The organism is Stenotrophomonas sp. YJH_SMC_91, from assembly GCF_059368495.1.
Genome location: NZ_JCAFRT010000004.1, coordinates 47846 through 65068, shown reverse-complemented (window position 1 = coordinate 65068; position 17223 = coordinate 47846). Strand labels below are relative to the sequence as shown.

The 17223-nt window shown below is 66.5% G+C and carries 11 protein-coding genes; 4 read left to right on the top strand and 7 right to left on the bottom strand.

All coding sequences use genetic code 11. The features are described 5' to 3' along the window. Positions 1-15 precede the first annotated feature (15 nt). The 4 genes from AC5P5X_RS07385 to AC5P5X_RS07370 all read right to left on the bottom strand — a co-directional run bounded on the left by AC5P5X_RS07385 (position 16) and on the right by AC5P5X_RS07370 (position 6002). Positions 16-2208 (bottom strand): TonB-dependent siderophore receptor, encoded by a 2193-nt coding sequence (locus tag AC5P5X_RS07385; protein WP_111189232.1) that lies wholly within the window; start codon positions 2206-2208, stop codon positions 16-18. A 354-nt stretch (positions 2209-2562) separates the two neighbouring features. Further along, the gene (gene mqo / locus AC5P5X_RS07380) at positions 2563-4251 is read right to left on the bottom strand and encodes a malate dehydrogenase (quinone) (protein WP_012479432.1); all 1689 of its coding nucleotides are present in this window, start codon (positions 4249-4251) and stop codon (positions 2563-2565) included. 229 nt (positions 4252-4480) lie between these two features. Beyond that, positions 4481-4927 carry a GNAT family N-acetyltransferase gene (locus AC5P5X_RS07375; RefSeq protein WP_005408520.1) on the bottom strand — a complete coding sequence of 149 codons (447 nt, stop codon included), beginning with the start codon at positions 4925-4927 and terminating at the stop codon, positions 4481-4483. A gap of 169 nt (positions 4928-5096) precedes the next feature. After that, positions 5097-6002, bottom strand: coding sequence for a LysR family transcriptional regulator ArgP (locus AC5P5X_RS07370; protein WP_005412604.1), 906 nt, complete (start codon positions 6000-6002; stop codon positions 5097-5099). A 138-nt stretch (positions 6003-6140) separates the two neighbouring features. On the opposite strand from AC5P5X_RS07370, the gene AC5P5X_RS07365 reads away from it, so the two are divergent. Beyond that, entirely contained in the window at positions 6141-6776 is a 636-nt protein-coding gene (locus AC5P5X_RS07365; protein WP_005408523.1) for a LysE/ArgO family amino acid transporter, read from the top strand. A gap of 167 nt (positions 6777-6943) precedes the next feature. Further along, the gene (locus tag AC5P5X_RS07360) at positions 6944-8911 is read left to right on the top strand and encodes an alpha/beta hydrolase family protein (protein ID WP_495215943.1); all 1968 of its coding nucleotides are present in this window, start codon (positions 6944-6946) and stop codon (positions 8909-8911) included. A gap of 55 nt (positions 8912-8966) precedes the next feature. Here AC5P5X_RS07360 and AC5P5X_RS07355 read toward each other — a convergent pair whose 3' ends face one another. The 3 genes from AC5P5X_RS07355 to AC5P5X_RS07345 all read right to left on the bottom strand — a co-directional run bounded on the left by AC5P5X_RS07355 (position 8967) and on the right by AC5P5X_RS07345 (position 12583). Further along, entirely contained in the window at positions 8967-10721 is a 1755-nt protein-coding gene (locus tag AC5P5X_RS07355; RefSeq protein WP_033833344.1) for a peptide MFS transporter, read from the bottom strand. A 79-nt stretch (positions 10722-10800) separates the two neighbouring features. Then, on the bottom strand, positions 10801-11949 hold the full coding sequence (locus tag AC5P5X_RS07350) for an acetyltransferase domain-containing protein (RefSeq protein ID WP_111189234.1): 1149 nt from the start codon (positions 11947-11949) through the stop codon (positions 10801-10803). A 91-nt stretch (positions 11950-12040) separates the two neighbouring features. Then, the gene (locus AC5P5X_RS07345; protein WP_231110267.1) at positions 12041-12583 is read right to left on the bottom strand and encodes a hypothetical protein; all 543 of its coding nucleotides are present in this window, start codon (positions 12581-12583) and stop codon (positions 12041-12043) included. A gap of 276 nt (positions 12584-12859) precedes the next feature. On the opposite strand from AC5P5X_RS07345, the gene AC5P5X_RS07340 reads away from it, so the two are divergent. After that, a complete protein-coding gene (locus AC5P5X_RS07340) occupies positions 12860-14824 on the top strand; it encodes an OPT family oligopeptide transporter (protein WP_005408528.1) in 1965 nt (654 codons plus the stop codon). A gap of 225 nt (positions 14825-15049) precedes the next feature. After that, positions 15050-17128 (top strand): alpha/beta hydrolase family protein, encoded by a 2079-nt coding sequence (locus tag AC5P5X_RS07335; RefSeq protein ID WP_005408529.1) that lies wholly within the window; start codon positions 15050-15052, stop codon positions 17126-17128. Positions 17129-17223 lie beyond the last annotated feature (95 nt).

Genomic DNA, 17223 nt, shown 5'->3' with positions numbered 1-17223 from the left:
CGGTTCGCGGGTTGCTCAGAACGTCCAGCGCAGGCTGGCCGACACGAAGCGCGGTTCGCCGTAGTTGTTGTAGTCCAGATTCGCCCAGTAGGTCTTGTCCAGTGCGTTGCGCACGCTCAGCGTTGCGGTCCAGCTGTCGCTGATGCGGTAGTTGGCATTGAACTGCACCAGCATGTAGGCCGGCTGGTTCACCGTCACCGTGCCGCCCAGCGGATAGGCGATGTTGTAGCCCTGCACCTTGCTCTGCCACTGCACGCCACCGCCAACGCTCAGGCGTTCCAGCGCACCGCGCAGCTGCAGCTGCGTGTTGAGCTGCAACAGATCCTTCGGCGGGTTGGCGTACAGCAGGTCGGTAGCCGCGCGGGTGACCTTGACGTGGGTGTAGCCGGCATTGACCGTCCAGCCCGGCAGGATCTCGCCGTTGACGTCCACTTCCCAGCCGCGTGCCTTGGTGCCGTTGACGCCGATGTAGGCGGAGGTGCCATCGCTCAGCGAACCTTCCGGCACGCCCATGTCGCGCACGGCGTAGTTGTCCTGCTTGGCCTCGAACACGGCGGCGTTGGCGGTCAGGCGGCCGTCCAGCCACTGGGTCTTGATGCCCGCTTCCAGGTTCGAACCCTGCACCGGTGCCAGCAGGTTCTCGTTGCGGTCCTTGAAGTTCTGCGGGTTGAAGATCTCGGTGTAGCTGGCATAGGCCGACACGTTCGGGGTGATGTCGTAGACCAGGCCCACGTAGGGAGTGACTTCATCGCTCACCTTGTACGCGCCGCTGGTGCCGGTGTAGGCGCCAGCGGCGTTGTAGGAGCGGGTGAGGGTTTCCCAGCGGCTCAGGCGTGCGCCGGCAATCAGCGACAGCGGATCGGCCAGGCGCAGGCGGGTGGCCAGGTAGACGCCACTCTGCGTGGTCTTGGCCACGCGGCGCGCGCCGGTGCGGCGGTAGGTCACCTCGGAGATGTCGCCGTTCCAGTTGTACACGTTGGGAATGTAGTAGCAGCGCTCGCCGCCGCAGCGCGCCCAGTCGCTCGGGAAGTTCAGTGCCAGGGTATTCGTCGTGCCTTCCAGGTCCGACCACTGTGCGCCGAGGGTCACGTCGTGGTCGCGGCCGAACAGATCGAAACTGCCGGTCAGGTAGGCATCGACATTGCGGCGGGTGTCCTTCGAATCACCGGCGGCCGCGCGCAGGTAGATGCCCGCGCCGGTCACCGGGTCCGGGTTGCCGGTGCCGTACAGGCGCACGTTCTGCACGTTGCCACGGGTATAGGCGGTGTTGATCTTCAACAGCCAGTTGTCGCCGAAACGCTGTTCCAGGTTGGCGAAGGCGGTGTTGCTCTCGCGCTTCCAGTAGCTCCATTTCGGCGACAGGTTGGTCGAGCGCGGCAGGTGCGCGAAATGGCCCTGGTTGTCGAAGAACGGCACGGTGCCCCAGGTCGAGCCGGTGGGGTTGTTGTCCTGGCTCTGGTAACCGAGGGTGATCGTGGTGCTGTCGGTGACGTCGCCTTCCAGCACCGCCATGCCGGCCATCTTGTTCTCGTCGTAGCGGTCGTAATACAGGCCACGTTCGGTGTAGGCGGCGACCACGCGGCTGCGGAAGCGGCCGTCGGCGGTCAGCGGCGCGGTCACGTCGGCCTCCATGCGACGGTAGTCCCAGCTGCCGGCGCTGACCGCGAACGACGCATCGAATTCCTTGCCCGGGCGCTTGCGCAGCAGGTTGACCGTGGCCGACGGCACGCCGGCGCCGCTGAGCAGGCCGTTGGCGCCGCGGATCACTTCGATACGGTCGTAGAAGGCGGTGTCGTACTCCTGGTTGGTGGAGCCGCTGTAGGTGGGAATGCCATCGACCTGGAAGTCGGTGATGGCGAAGCCGCGCGCGTAGTACAGCGGGCGCTGCGTGTCATAGAAGGACACGCTCACGCCGGTCACATTGCGCATCACATCGTTGATGCTGAACAGTGATTCGTCCTGCAGGCGCTGCAGGCTGATGGCGGTGGCGGACTGCGGGGTCTCCTGCAGGGTGATCGGCAGGCGCGTGGTGCTCGACGGTGGTGCGGACTGTTCGGCGCGGACGCTGACCCGGTCCAGGGTCTTGGCATCGGCAGTGCCATCGGCGGCGGCGAACGCGCTGGGCGCGGCCAGCAGGGTCAGCGACGAAAGCAGGGCAGCCGGCAGCAACGCGCGGCGGGGCAGGCGGTTACGGAGGATCAGGGACATGGTGGGCTCGAGGCTCGGAAGCGGGGAAGGGCGGCAACAGTCGTCCAGCACCCGGGGCGGCGGCTTCGGGCACGGTCAGGTCCATCTGGGGAGGTGCGATCACTGCACAGGACGCAAATGTAAATAATTCTTAACACTATTACAATTCGCGTCATTCGCAAGGGCTTTCCGGCGCAAAGCAGTGGCGGGCCGGGGTCGGATCCCGTCGCCGCAGGCAATGGGCTCTGACCCCATCATCGGCGCCCAGGTGCAGGTCAGAGCCCTCCCGTGCGGAAGGGATCCGACCCACCTCGCACAAAAACAGACGGCCACCCGAAGGTGGCCGTCCGTCTCCATCGAAACCAAACTGCGGGCTTACAGCGCCTGCAGTTCCTCGTTGGCGTTGCGCTTTTCCTTGGCCGCTGCCGGCACTGCAGCCGCAGCAGGCGATGCCGCGTTCGCATCCACCGGCACCTCCAGATACGGCAGATGCAGGGTCTGGCTGGTCAGCGTACGGATCTCGTTGACCAGCGCGGCGCTGTCGTTGAGCTTGCGCCCGTACGACGGCACGATCTCGCGCAGGCGGGCTTCCCAGCCGGCCTTCATCTGGTCCGGGAAGGCCTTGGCCATCAGGTCCAGCATGATCGGCGGCGAGGTCGACGCACCCGGCGAAGCGCCGAGCAGGGCGGCGAGGGTGTGGTCCTTGTCGGTCACGATCTCGGTACCGAACTGCAGCACCGGGCCCTTCAGCGGATCACGCTTGATGATCTGCACGCGCTGGCCGGCGGTGACCAGCTTCCAGTCACCCGGCTTGGCAGTGGGGAAGTACTTGACCAGCTCGGCCTGGCGGTCGGCATCGTTCAGGCGCGCCTGGCCCATCAGGTACTGCACCAGGTCCAGGTTGTCCTTGCCCACTTCCAGCATCGGGCCGACGTTGTTGTGGTTCACCGACGAGTACAGGTCCCACCACGAGCCGTGCTTGAGGAACTTGGTGCTGTACAGCGCGAACGGCCCGAACAGGACCACCGGCTTGCCGTCCAGCTTGCGCGCATCCAGGTGCGGCACCGACATCGGCGGCGAACCGGTCTCGGCCATGCCGTAGGCCTTCACGCCGTGGCGCGAGGTCACGTCCTGGCCCTGGAAGGCGAGGAACTGGCCACCGACCGGGAAGCCGGCGTAGTCCTTCGATTCCGGAATGCCGGACATCTGCAGCAGCTTCAGTGCAGCGCCACCGGCACCGATGAACACGAAGCGGGCGTGGGTGGTGGACTCGGTGCCGGCCTTGAGGTCCTTCACCGTCACGTTCCAGCTCTTGTCGGCGTTCTGCCGCAGCGCGCTCACTTCGTGGTTGAGATGCAGGCTGAAGTTCGGGCTGCGCTGCAGGCCGGCGGTCAGCTGACGGGTGATCACGCCGAAGTTGACGTCGGTGCCCAGCGGCATCCAGGTCGCGGCAACCTTCTGCTTCGGGTCACGGCCTTCCATCAGCAGCGGGGCCCACTGCTTGATCTGGGCCGGATCCTCGGAGTACTGCATGCCGTAGAACAGCGGATTCTTCACCAGGGCCTGCTGGCGCTTGTGCAGGTAGGCGATGTTGTCATCGCCCCAGACGAAGCTCATGTGCGGGGTCGGGTTGATGAAGTCGCTGGGCTGGCTCAGCCGGCCTTCCTTCACCTGGTGCGACCAGAACTGGCGCGAGACCTCGAACGATTCGGCGATGCCGACCGCGCGCTTGGTCTCGATGCTGCCGTCGGGCAGTTCCGGGGTGTAGTTCAGTTCGGCGAAGGCCGAGTGGCCGGTGCCGGCGTTGTTCCAGCCGTCGGAGCTTTCACCGGCGACGCCGTCGAGGCGTTCGTAGACCTGGATGTTCCAGTCCGGCTGCAGTTCCTGCAGGTAGGTGGCCAGGGTGATGCTCATGATGCCGGCGCCGACCAGCACAACGTCGACGGGCTTGTCGTTGCTGGCGGCGGGCACCGAGCGCTGGGTCAGCGGCCAGTACAGGAACAGCGCGGCGGCCAGCAACAGCAGCACGAGCAGGGCGAGAAGAGCCTTGCCAAATTTCTTCATGGGGGCGGGATCGTTGGCGGAGGGGAAGGGGTCAGGATGCGCGTGGGACAGGGAAAGGGCGTGAAGAAACAACGCCTTGCAGCATCCACATGCGATTCTAACCGGATCCGGTCTGTTTTTGATGCAACGCAGCATCCGGCGTTTCGCGCCGTCCTCACCCGCTAGCGCCGGGTGATGCCCGGCGAACGAAGCCTTGCCAGCGTCAGGCCATCCCTGGCGACAGCTTCACTCAGACCAGCTCAAGAATCTCGTCACCGGCCTCGTCGACCTGCCCGGTCGGGCGCCAGCCCAGGCGCCGGTAGAAGCCATGCGAGCGCGAGCGTGGGTCGGCCGAACAGGCCAGGAACAGGCGTTGGTGGCCGGCATCGCGGGTCAGGCTGACCACGTCCTGCAGCAGCTGCCGACCGATGCCGCGGCCTTCATACTCGGGCAGCAGGGCCAGCACCAGCACCTCGCCGCTGTCGCGGTCGGCGAAGCAGTAGCCGGCCATGCGCTCGCCCTCCCAGGCGACGCGGCCGATCGAATCGCCCTGGGCGATGCCGGCCGCCCAGCTGTCCTCGGTGATGCCCAGCTCTGCCAACTGCGCGGCGCTGAAGGCGTTTTCGCGGGTGCGCCCGCGCAGGTCGATGCAGGCGGCGGCATCTTCGGGGCGCGCATCGCGCACGGCTATCGGCATACCGGACACCCTTGTAGTGATTGGGCCGCCAGTATCCGCATCACGCATGGACCCGGTGTGGAGGGTTGATGGAGATTGGATGGAGCAAAAAGGGGACGGAGGGGATTAAGTCGTCTTTGCCCGATGTGTCGCTTGGGCCTTATACGACTTAATCCCCTCCGTCCCCTTTTCAGCGCTTGCGCCGGATCAGCGCGGAGGAGGCATCCAGCACCGCGCGGGTCAGCAGCGCCATGGTCTGCACGTCGCCCTTCCAGTGCTGCCAGTACAGCGGCACGTCTTCCCATGCGCGCTGGCGCACGTAGACCAGGCGGCCTGCGTCCAGGTGCCGCTTGACCAGCGGCAATGGGTTCATGGTCCAGCCCATGCCACCCAGGTTGGCCTGCACGAAGGCGCGCGTGGACGGAATCCACCAGGTCGGCGCGGTGCTGGGCAGGTCGTCGCCGGCCATGCGCCGGGCGAAGCGCGACTGCATGTCGTCCTTGCGGTTGAACACCAGCACCGGGGCCTGCGCCAGCGCCTGCGCGGTCACGCCCTTGGCGAAATGACGCTCGCGGAACTCGGGGGTACAGGTGGCGGCGTAGCGGATGCTGCCCAGTGCATGGATCTGGCAGCCCTGCACCGGCTCGTCCAGGGTGGTCACCGCGCCCAGCACCGTGCCCTGGCGCAGCAGCTCCACGGTGTGGTCCTGGTCCTCCACGCGCAGGTCCAGCGTAGTGCCGGTGGTCTGCGCGAACTGGTAGGCCGCCTGCGGGAACCAGGTTTCCAGGCTGTCGTGGTTCACCGCCACCGGGATGCTGGCCTGTGGCAGGTCCTCATCGGCCAGGCCCATCCGGTGCAGCGCATCGTGCTCGAGCAGGGCGGTCTGCTCGGCCAGCTGTACCAGCAACTGCCCCTCGGCGGTGGCGGTGGCCGGGGTGCCGCGCTTGACCAGCAGTCGGCCGATCCGGTCCTCCAGCGCCTTGACCCGCTGCGAGATGGCGGACGGGGTGACATTCAGCGACTGCGCGGCGCGGTCGAAGCTGCCTTCGCGGATCACTGCGGCCAGGGCGCGCAGCTGGGCATGGTCGATACGCATCGAATTAAGCTCCGCTAATGTTGGTTTAGGAAGTTTAGCTCGTCTTTTTCATGTTGCGGCGCGACAATGGCGCTCGTTCCGGTGCTGTCCGCCTTCGCGAGGCACCGTCCCCCCAAGCAAGTAAAGGCAGTGAATCCCATGTTCTCGGTCATCTCCGCCAGCACCGGCCTCGGTGCCTGGTTCTCTGGTGCAGCTACCGGCATCGGCCTGTTCGCCGTGGTCGGCGCCCAGAGCGCCTTCATCCTGCGCCAGGGCATCCTGCGCAAGCACATTGTGCCGGTGGTCGCCACCTGTGCGGCCATCGATGCGATCTTCATCTTTGCCAGCGTGGCCGGCCTGCGCACGCTCACTTCGGCGCTGCCGTGGCTGACCACCGCCGTGCTGTGGACGGGCGTGGCGTTCCTGGCCTGGTACGCGATGAAGTCGGCGCGCCGCGCGATCGCCGGTGGCGGCGGCATGGGCGAGGCTGACAGCGACGACGGCAGCCGCCGCGCAGTGCTGATGGCGGCGGTCGGTTTCTCGCTGATCAACCCGCACTTCTGGCTGGACATGATGGTGATCGGTTCGATCGCCGAGAACTTCGGCAACGCCCGCATGGCCTTCGCTGCCGGTGTGGTCACCGCCAGTTGCCTGTGGCTGACCGCGCAGGGCCTGGGCGCGCGCCTGCTGGCGCCGCTGTTCACCAAGCCCAGCACCTGGCGCGTGCTCGACGGCACCATCGCGGTGATCCTCAGCATCCTGGCCCTCACGTTGGCGGTGCGCGGGGTCCACTGACCCGGCGCACGCCCCCCGAACCCACGTCCTGACTCTCTCTCCAAGGTAGTGGTAACGACGGCACCGGCAACGGTGCCGTCGTTTTTTGTGCGCCACTGGCGGGCCGGGCACTGGCCTGCCTAGAATCGGCCAGCCGGGACAAGGGGTTCAGGCAGGGGGAGAGAAGGATGCACAAGCGCTGGCTGGCCGCCATCGTCGTGGCGGGATTGTGGTGTGGAACCGCTGCTGCGATCGATCTGGGCGCCTATGTGCGAGCGGACAAGTTCGGCGATGTCATGCTGTCTCCCGGGGGCGATTATCTGGCCGCGACCGTGCCTGCGGACGGCTTCACCGCTGTGATCATCCTTCGTACGGACGACAACACGCCGGTGGGCAACCTGCGCCCACCACTCAATTCGCATGTCTTCGGCCTGCACTGGGTCAACAACGATCAGGTGATGTTCGGTCTGGCGCAGAAGTTCGGTACCCGCGATGCGCCGTGGGCCACCGGCGAGCTGCTGACACTGGATGCACGCACCGGACGACCGGAACTACTGGTGGGCTACCGCGACCTTGGCCTGCGCGTGCGGCTCAAGTACCGGACGTCGGCCGCGGCGTTCCTCAGTGACGCCCTGCCTGGCGACGATGCGCACGTGGTCATCGCACTAGGCGGATCGCGGCTGGATGCCAACGGTTATGCGGCCCAGCTGGAACTGGCAAGCGGCAAGCAGCGGCTGCTGGCCCGCGCGCCGATGCCGGGTGCCTCCTATGTGGTGGATGCCTGCGGCGACGTACGTTTCGTACAGGGCGCCGGTACTGACAACGTCCATCGGCTCTACCACCGCAACGGTGGCGACTGGGCGCTGGTCAACGATGAGAAACGGAGTGGTCGCAGCGAGGCGGCGCTGGGCTTTTCCGCCGACGGCCAGCTGGCCTACCTGCTCAGCGAGCAGCCCAGCGGCCCCGATGCCATCGTCAGCTGGAACCCGGCCACGCAGGAGCGCAAGGTCGTGCTGCGCGATGAGGTTGTCGATCCGGCACGACTGATCCGCAGCCCGGGCAGCACCGTGCCGGTCGGTGCGCTGTTCCTGGGAAACACGCCGCATACCCGGTTCTTCGACGAAAGCTCGGACGAGGCACGGTTGTACCGCAGCCTGGAGGCGGCCTTCCCCGGGCGTGCAGTATTCATCACCTCCAGTACCCGCGACGGTCGCCGGCTGCTGGTGGAAACCGGGTCCGGTTCCAATCCGGGCGAGTTCTACCTCTACGACCGCGACCGCAACCAGGCGCGCTTCCTGATGGCGCGCAGCGAATGGATTGATCCGGAGAGCACTGCGTCGGTGCGGCCGGTCCTGCTGAAGGCGCGTGACGGGCTGGAGCTCCATGGATTCCTGACAGTCCCGCATGGCAGCACTCGCCGTGACCTGCCGATGGTGGTGGTGCCGCATGGTGGGCCGATCGGGATATTCGACAACGGCGGTTTCGACCACGAGAACCAGTTGCTGGCCGCTGCCGGCTACGCCGTGCTGCAGATCAATTTCCGCGGCTCGGGCAACTACGGCCGTGCCCACAGCCGGGCAGCACTGAAACAGTGGGGGCGCGCGATGCAGGACGACGTGACCGACGCCACGCGCTGGGCGATCAGCGAAGGCATCGCCGATGCCCGGCGCATCTGCATCTACGGTGCCAGCTACGGTGCCTACTCGGCGATGATGGGCGCCGCGCGCGAACCGGGGCTGTACCAGTGCGCGGCCGGCTATGTGGGCGTCTACGACCTGCCGCTGATGTTTACTGGCGGCGATATCCGGGACCGCGATTCCGGAATGAGCTACCTGCGCGAGTGGCTGGGTGATCCGGCCACGCTGGGCGCGGTCTCGCCGGTCAACCTGGCCGAGCGGATCAGGGTGCCGGTGTTCCTGGCGGCCGGTGGTCAGGACAAGCGCGCCCCGATCCAGCACACCGAGCGCATGGAAGCGGCGCTCAAGCGTGCCGGTACGCCGGTGGAAAGCCTGTACTACAAGACCGAAGGGCACGGCTTCTATACCCAGGCCCATCGCAGCGAGTACTACGGCAAGCTGCTGGCCTTCCTGTCGCGCAGCCTGGGTGGCAAGACCGCCACGACTGCGGCTGCGGACGGCAAGGGCAGGGCGCCGTAACGCAAAGGGCGGCGGATGATCCAACCGCCGCCCCGGTTCCTGCCTGTGCGTGGGCTTACTTCACCCCGTGCATCATCTTCTTCAACAGTGGCGCGGCAATGAAAGCGGCCAGCGCACAGCCCAGGCCGATCCACATCAGCAGCCAGAACAGATGCGCATAGGCACCGGCGGCGGCCACCATGTCCAGCGATTCGCCTTCCGGCACCTCGATCGCGGCCAGCTTGCCGAACAGCGCGGCCAGCGTCTCCGAGAAGGCGGTGGCCAGGAACCAGGTGCCCATCATCAGGCTCATCACCCGCGGCACGGCCAACTGGGTCACCGCCGACAGGCCGACCGGCGACAGGCACATCTCGCCACTGGCCAGCAGGAAGTAGGCCAGCACCAGCCACCACACGCTGGCCATCTCGCCGGTGGCGCCAACCTGCTGCGCGGCCAGTGCCAGCGGCACGAACGACAGTGCGCCGATCACCAGGCCCCAGGCTGATTTGACCGGCTTGCCCGGTTCCCAGCCGCGGCGGTCCATCCACGTCCACAGCGCGGCGAAGGCCGGTGCCAGCAGCACCAGGAACAGGCCGCCGAGATAGGTGAGCGAGCCGGCGGTCTGCGGAATCACCAGGCAGTCGCGCACCAGCAGCACCAGCATCAGCACGACGATGGCGGCGAAGAACGTGCGCGGCGCAGCCGAACCCGGACGACGCTCGGACAACCGCGCGCTGACCACGAAGCCCAGCGGTGCCAGCAGCAGTGAGAGGATCGACCACGGCAGCGGCGTACCGCCGGTGATCACCAGCGAGGGCACGATGTCCTTGGTCAGCAGCCGGTCGGTGAAGGTCACCCACGAGCCGTAGGACTGCTCGTACATGGTGAAGAACACCAGCGCCATGAAGATCAGCACCATCAGCGCGATCATCTGCTGGCGCTGTACCGGCGTGCACTTGCTGCCGGTGAACCAGGCGAACCAGACCAGCACGCCGCCCAGCACCACCACCATCAACATCAGTGCCAGGCTGATTTCACCGCCCAGCGCGAACGCGCCGTTGCCGGCCGCCCACATCAGCCACGCCACCGGCAACACACCGAGCACCGCGCACAGATAGATGAGCCATTCGCGCGGCAGGCCCAGCACCTTCTGCTTCAACGCCGCCGGCTGCGGCGGCTCGGCGTGGCCCTGCAGGTACTTCTGGCCCCACAGGAACATTGCCAGGCCGGCCAGCATGCCGATGCCGGCCGCACCGAAACCGTACTTCCAGCCGTAGGCCTCGCCGAGGAAGCCGCACACCAGCGATGAGAACAGCGCGCCCAGGTTGATGCCGGCGTAGAACAGCGAGAAACCCGAATCGCGGCGCGGATCGTCCTTGGCGTACAGCTTGCCGACAATGGTGGAGATGTTCGGCTTGAGGAAGCCGACGCCCATGATGATCAGCGCCAGCGACAGGTAGGTCACCGCCAGTGCCGAGGTGTCGCGCACCACTTCGCCGTTCACCCGGTACGCAGCGTGGCCTTCGAAGGCCATGCCGAGGTGGCCGAGTACCAGCAGGATGCCGCCGAACAGCACGGCCCGGCGCATGCCCAGCCAGCGGTCGGCCAGCATGCCGCCGAATACAGGGATGCAGTACACCAGGCCACCGTAGGCGCCGAGCAGGTCCAGGCCGGCCTTGTCGCCGAACAGGTGGTACTTGGTCAGGTACAGCAGCAACAGCGCCTTCATGCCGTAGAAGGAGAAGCGCTCCCACATTTCGGTGAAGAAGCAGACATAGACGCCCTTGGGGTGACCCAGGAAGTCGTCGGAAGCGATAGCGGTGGAATTCATCGCGGAATTATAGGCCTGTGGCCCGATCCGCTTTCAGTAGATCCACGCCATGCGTGGATTGCCGGACTGGCCTGGGCGATCACAGGTACCGCAACCACGCCAGGTCACGCCTTCGCGCCTTGAACCGCGCGAATGCCCGGGTCGGCGGGTACAGCACCACCGCCAGCGCACAGGCCACCAGCAGCAGGTCGCTGACCGAATCCAGGGCATACAACTCGCCATGGGTCGGCCCCCAGGCCGCCAGCGCGCCCAGGTACAGCGCCTTCAGCACATACAGGTGCAGCAGGTAGAAGAACATCGGCGCGGCGCCGATATCGGCCAGCGGGCGCAGCGCACGCGCCAGTGGCGGCCATTCGTACAGGCGCAGCAGCAACAGCCCTACGCCCAGGGTCAACAGCAGGAACTGCAGCGACGGCGGGTACTTGGTGATGTTGAGCACGCTCATCCAGGTGCGCAACGCGCTGGTCTGGTACTGCCACGGTGCATCTCCATACTGGTTGGCGAACCGCAGCAGCGCGAACATGGCCAGCGCACCGACGCCTGCCCACAGCAGCCAGTGCTGGCGCTGCGTCGGGTCGCGCTCGCGGGCGAACCACGGTCCCAACAGATAACCCAGGGCGATCACCCCGATCCATGGCAGCACCGGATAGGAGGTGCGCAGGCGCAGCGCGCCGGCCTCGATCCAGTCGCGCTGGTGCAGCACTTTCCACAGCACCGCCAGCAGGCCATTGCCTTGCACCCGCGCGCCGTCGAACAGGTTGTGCCCGGCCACCACCGCGATTGCCAGCACCAGCAGCGCCGGGCGCGGCAGCCAAAGCAGCCCGGCCAGCGCGATCATGCTCAGCCCGATGGCCCAGATCACCTGCAGGTACAGGGTTTCCGGCGGCAGCTGGAAGGTCCAGGCGAAATTCACCAGGGTCAGTTCCAGCACGACCAGGAACAGCCCGCGCTTGAGCAGGAACGCGGCCGTGGCCCGGCGCGGATCCGCCTGGCGCTGGCCGTACAGCCAGGCCGACAGGCCGGTCAACAGGACGAACACGGGTGCGCACAGGTGGGCCAGCAGACGGCAGGCGAACAGCGCGGGGGAGACCGTCGCCGCGTCCATCGGGTCGCTCACCTGGTGCTGCAGGAAGAAGGTCTCGCGCACGTGGTCGAGCAACATCAACAGCATCACGGTGCCGCGCAGCTGGTCGATGGAGGCCAGGCGGGTAGTGGGGGAAGGGGCCACGTACGAGGTTCGGTCGGCGTGACAGGATATAACATTACAATTGCGTCTTTCCAGCGTGTGCTGGGCGGTTCCGACGAGCGCGCGCGTCGGCTCAGGGCAGGCAAACCGAGGGGCTCCAGCCCAGCGCCTCGTCGTAGTGGACCTGGATCGCTCGCAGGCTCCCGTCGGGGTTGGCCTTCAAGCAGAATCGGGCGCTGTGGTGTTGCGTGGCGCCGGTCCTGGTGGCCGACAGCGAAACGTCGTACAGGCGTCCGGGCTGCAGCGGCATCGCCGTCTGCTTTGAAATGGCGTTGGCTGGCACTTCTCCGTAGACCACGCAGGCTTCGGGTGGAAGTGGGATTGATGCGGGATGGGCAAAGTAGAACGACCATTGCCGCCGCAGCGGTGGAGTAATTGCGTCATGCACCTCCACACCAAACACCTCCGGAGTTTTACCGATACGCTTGCGCTCCTTCCTGGGTAGTCCGAAACAAGGTTTGCCGGCGTGGTCGGTGATCTCGACTGCGCCAATGCGGCTCCAGGCAGATGCGTAATCGCAAAGCGGCATCAGGCAGGTCAGGGTCACGACAGCCACGACCGGTGATTTGATCGGGCGGATCCGCAGTGGGTTGTTCATCGGGCGGCTCAGCGTCATCGGTTCAGATCATGAACACGATGCACGGGGCGTTGAGGCACTTCAAACGATGATGGCTGGAATGCTGCAGTACTGGTTGGCCTGGCCCCTGCAGGACAAGAGACCGCGAGGCCCGGCAGCCCTCCGGGATGTGCCCCATGCGCTTGATGCGTTGGCCGAGTTTGGCCAGAAGCGACTATCTCACTGCCGACCTGGCCGCAACCCTCCCGAACCGCACTGGACTTGCTGCCTCCTGAACGCTAGCGTGCAAGGGATTTTTTGCCAGCAGGGGCTTCCATGAACCACGACGCTGCGCCCAAGCAGCTCACCTTCCGCGCAGTGGCCCTGGCCATCGTGCTGGCGGTGGTGCTGTCGGCCGCAAACGCCTACCTCGGTCTGTTCGCAGGCCTGACCATCGCCACCGCCATTCCCGCCGCGGTGATTTCCATGGGCGTGCTGCGCCTGCTGGGCGGTGGCTCCATCCTTGAAAACAACATCGTGCAAACCGGTGCTTCGGCCGGTTCGTCGATCGCCGCCGGTGTGATCTTCACCATCCCGGCGCTGGTGATCATGGGCTACTGGCCGGACTTCAAGTACTGGTGGGTGCTGGGCATCGCCGGCCTCGGCGGCCTGCTGGGCGTGTTGTTCTCGGTGCCGCTGCGTCGTTCGATGATCGTCGAAGACCCGCTTCCGTTCCCGGAAGGCAAGGCTGCGGCCGAAGTGCTCAAGGCCGGTGAGAATCCGGGCCCGGGCCTGAAGATCCTCGGCCTGTCGGCGGTGATCGGTGCCTTCGTCAAGCTGGCCGCGGAAAGCGGCATGCGCCTGATCCCGGATGCCTGGGCCACCTCGGCCTACGTCGGCAGCTCCAAGGTCACCGCCTTCATCGGTACCAACCTGTCGCCGGCACTGCTGGGCGTGGGCTACATCGTCGGCCTCAACGTCGGCATCGTGGTGGTGTCCGGTTCGATCCTGACCTGGCACATCGCCATTCCGATCTACCAGGCGTTCTTCATGAACACCGATCCGGCACTGGCCGCGTCGGTTGCCGCGGCTTCGTCCACCGAGGCGGCGTTCGCCATCTGGGGCGCGAAGATGCGCTACCTGGGTGTCGGCGCGATGCTGATCGGTGGCATCTGGACCTTGATCTCGCTGCGCAAGTCGCTGCTCAACGGCGTCAAGAGCGGCTTTGCCGCCGCCCGCAAGAGCGGTGGCCCGGTGCTGGCGCACACCGAGCGCGACCTGCCGATGAAGTGGATGCTGGTGGCCCTGGTGGTCTTCGTGCTGCCGCTCCTGGCCCTGTACCAGGCCATCGTCGGCCAGTGGCACGTGTCGATCCCGATGACCCTCATCATGATCGTCGCCGGTTTCCTGTTCGTTTCGGTCTCGGCCTACCTGGCCGGCCTGATCGGTTCGTCCAACAACCCGGTCTCGGGCATCACCATCTCCACCATCCTGTTCGCCTCGGCCGTGCTGGTCGTGCTGCTGGGCGCCGACGGCCTGAAGCCGGTCGGTGCCGGCGGCGCGCCGCTGGGCGCCGTGGCCGCCATCATGATCGGCGCGGTGGTGTGCTGCGCCGCTGCGGTTGGTGGTGACAACCTGCAGGACCTCAAGGCCGGCTACATCGTCGGCGCCACCCCGTGGAAGCAGCAGCTGATGCTGGGCATCGGTGCCTTCTCGTGTGCGCTGATCATGGCCCCGGTGCTGAACCTGCTGGCCACCGCCTACGGCATCGGCGTGAAGTCCGAGCTGCACCCGAACGCGCTGGCCGCACCGCAGGCCAACCTGATGGCCTCGGTGGCCAAGGGCCTGTTCGGTGGTGAACTGCCGTGGACCTTCATCGGCATCGGTGCCGTGGTCGGTGCCGCCATCATCGCCTTCGACAGCTGGCTGAAGGCGCGCAACGCCCGCTTCCGCGTGCCGGTGCTGGCCGCCGCCATCGGCATCTACCTGCCGCTGGAGCTGATGGTGCCGATCTTCCTCGGCGGCCTGATCGCCCACCTGGTCGAGCGCTTCCACAAGGTGCGCGCCGATGACGAAGAAGGCCGCGACCGCGTGCACAAGCCGGGCGTGCTGTTCGCCGCGGGGCTGATCACCGGCGAAGCGCTGATGGGCATCGCCATCGCGATTCCGATCGTGGTCAGCAGCCGCGCCGACGTGCTGGCCGTGCCGTTCCACCTGCCGGGCGCGCAGTGGATCGGCCTGGCCGTGCTGTTCCTGGTCGGCTGGCTGATCTACCGCACCGGCAAGTACGCCAAGGCGTAAGGGGGCTCTGCCCCTGGGTTCAACGGGTAGTGCCGGCCGCTGGCCGGCAATCCCGGAATCCCGTGATACCCCTGGTTGCCGGCCAGCGGCCGGCACTACCGCAGACCGCGCTACGGCGCGGTTTGCTGTTTCTGGCGATTGCCGCAGGCAGCCATGACCGATGGCCTTGGCAGCCCCGGCCGCACGGGCCTACCATCGGTTTTTTGCCGTCCTGCGGAGACCCCGATGAAACTGCGTCATGCCCTGCTGCCACTGAGCCTGCTGGCCGCCCTGCCCAGCGTCGCCGCTGCCCGTGGCCTGGAAGTCCGCGACATGGTGGCCATGGACCGCGTCTCCGCGCCGGTGCTGACCGCTGACGGTGGCACCGTGGTGTTCGCCAAGCGCAGCGTCGATGCCAACCTGAAGGCCTCCACCGCGCTGTTCGCGCGCAACCTGCGTACCCGCGATGCGGCGCCGCCGAAGCAGATCACCCCGGCCGGCTGGAACGTCAATTCCGCTTCGCTGTCGGCCGATGGCCAGACCGTGTATTTCCTTAGTGCCAGGAACGGCAGCCAGCAGCTGTACGCGCAGCCGATCAGCGGCGGTGCTCCGCGCCAGCTGACCGATTTCCCGGTCGACGTGGACAGCTACCACGTGTCGCCGCAGGACGACCGCGTGCTGTTCAGCGCCGGCGTGTTCCAGGACTGTGCCTCGGACCTGGCCTGCACCGAGAAGAAGCTGAAGGAAAAGAAGGACGCCAAGGCCAGCGGCCAGGTGTGGGATTCGCTGTTCGTGCGCCACTGGGACACCTGGAACGACGGTCGCCGCAACACCCTGTTCGTCGCTCCGCTGCCGACGGCCAAGGCCGGTGCGGTCAAGGGCGCGTCGGCGCTGAGCGCGACCATCGATGGTGATGCGCCGTCCAAGCCGTTCGGCGGCAATGATGACTTCGCGTGGTCGCCGGACGGCGCCAGCGTGGTGGCCAGCATCCGCGTGGCCGGCAAGCAGGAGCCGTGGTCGACCAACTTCGACCTGTACCGCTTCGACGCCGCCGGCAAGCAGGCGCCAGTCAACCTGACCGCCTCCAACCCGGCCTGGGATGCCGGCCCGGTGTTCAGCGCGGACGGCAAGACGCTGTTCTACCGTGCGATGAAGCGCCCGGGCTTCGAGGCCGACCGCTTCGGTCTGATGGCGATGGACCTGGCCAGCGGCAAGACCCGCGAAATCGCGCCGCAGTGGGATCGCTCGGCGGGCGGCATCACCCTGTCCGCCGATGGTGCCAGCATCTACACCACGGCCGATGACCTTGGCGAACACCCGCTGTTCCAGATCGACGTGGCCAGCGGCAAGGCCACCAGGCTGATCGGCGACGGCAGCGTGACCGCGGTGGATGTGGCCGGCAACAGCGTGGCGATCACCCGCAACAGCCTGAAGAGCAACGACCAGGTGCTGGTCGGCCTGCTGCCGGCTGCGGGCGAGGCCATCGGCGAACTGCGCGCGCTGACCCCGGCCGCTGGTGAGGTGCTGAAGGAGGTCAGCTTCGGCGACTACGAACAGTTCGAGTTCAAGGGCTGGAACAACGACACCGTGCATGGCTATGTGGTCAAGCCACACAACTACCAGGAAGGCAAGTCCTACCCGGTCGCGTTCCTGATCCACGGTGGCCCGCAGGGCAGCTTCGGCAATGGCTGGAGCTACCGTTGGAATCCGCAGACCTACGCGGGCCAGGGCTACGCCGTGGTGATGATCGACTTCCACGGTTCCACAGGCTACGGACAGGCCTTCACCGATGCGATCAGCCAGCACTGGGGCGACCGCCCGCTGGAAGACCTGCAGAAGGGCTGGGACGCGGCGCTGAAGAAGTACTCCTTCCTCAACGGTGACAAGGCCTGTGCGCTGGGCGCCAGCTACGGCGGCTTCATGGTCAACTGGATCGCCGGCAACTGGAACAGCCCGTTCAAGTGCCTGGTCAACCACGACGGCGTGTTCGACCAGCGCATGATGGGCTACGCCACCGAAGAGCTGTGGTTCACCGAGTGGGAGCAGGGCGGCACGCCGTACCAGAAGGCCGCGAACTACGAGAAGTTCAACCCGGTCAACCACGTGGCGGACTGGAAGAAGCCGATCCTGGTCATCCACGGCCAGCAGGACTTCCGCATTCCGGTCGAGCAGGGCCTGGCCGCGTTCACCGCTGCCCAGCGCCAAGGCATCGAATCGAAGTTCCTGTACTTCCCGGATGAAAACCACTGGGTGCTGAAGCCGAACAACAGCATCCTGTGGCATGACACCGTCAATGCCTGGCTGAAGCAGCACATCGGCAACTGATGACTGCAGCGCCGCCCTTCGGGGCGGCGCTTTTGTTTCGCCATCTGCTTTACCGGTGGGGGCCGACCGTTGGTCGGCACATCCTCATGATCCGC

Coding starts and splice junctions, on each gene's coding strand:
- AC5P5X_RS07345 (WP_231110267.1), bottom strand. CDS start 12,583: ATGACGCTGAGCCGCCCGATGAACAACCCACTGCGGATCCGCCCGATC.
- AC5P5X_RS07370 (WP_005412604.1), bottom strand. CDS start 6,002: ATGCGTATCGACCATGCCCAGCTGCGCGCCCTGGCCGCAGTGATCCGC.
- AC5P5X_RS07375 (WP_005408520.1), bottom strand. CDS start 4,927: ATGCCGATAGCCGTGCGCGATGCGCGCCCCGAAGATGCCGCCGCCTGC.
- AC5P5X_RS07355 (WP_033833344.1), bottom strand. CDS start 10,721: ATGAATTCCACCGCTATCGCTTCCGACGACTTCCTGGGTCACCCCAAG.
- AC5P5X_RS07340 (WP_005408528.1), top strand. CDS start 12,860: ATGAACCACGACGCTGCGCCCAAGCAGCTCACCTTCCGCGCAGTGGCC.
- AC5P5X_RS07365 (WP_005408523.1), top strand. CDS start 6,141: ATGTTCTCGGTCATCTCCGCCAGCACCGGCCTCGGTGCCTGGTTCTCT.
- mqo (WP_012479432.1), bottom strand. CDS start 4,251: ATGAAGAAATTTGGCAAGGCTCTTCTCGCCCTGCTCGTGCTGCTGTTG.
- AC5P5X_RS07335 (WP_005408529.1), top strand. CDS start 15,050: ATGAAACTGCGTCATGCCCTGCTGCCACTGAGCCTGCTGGCCGCCCTG.
- AC5P5X_RS07385 (WP_111189232.1), bottom strand. CDS start 2,208: ATGTCCCTGATCCTCCGTAACCGCCTGCCCCGCCGCGCGTTGCTGCCG.
- AC5P5X_RS07360 (WP_495215943.1), top strand. CDS start 6,944: ATGCACAAGCGCTGGCTGGCCGCCATCGTCGTGGCGGGATTGTGGTGT.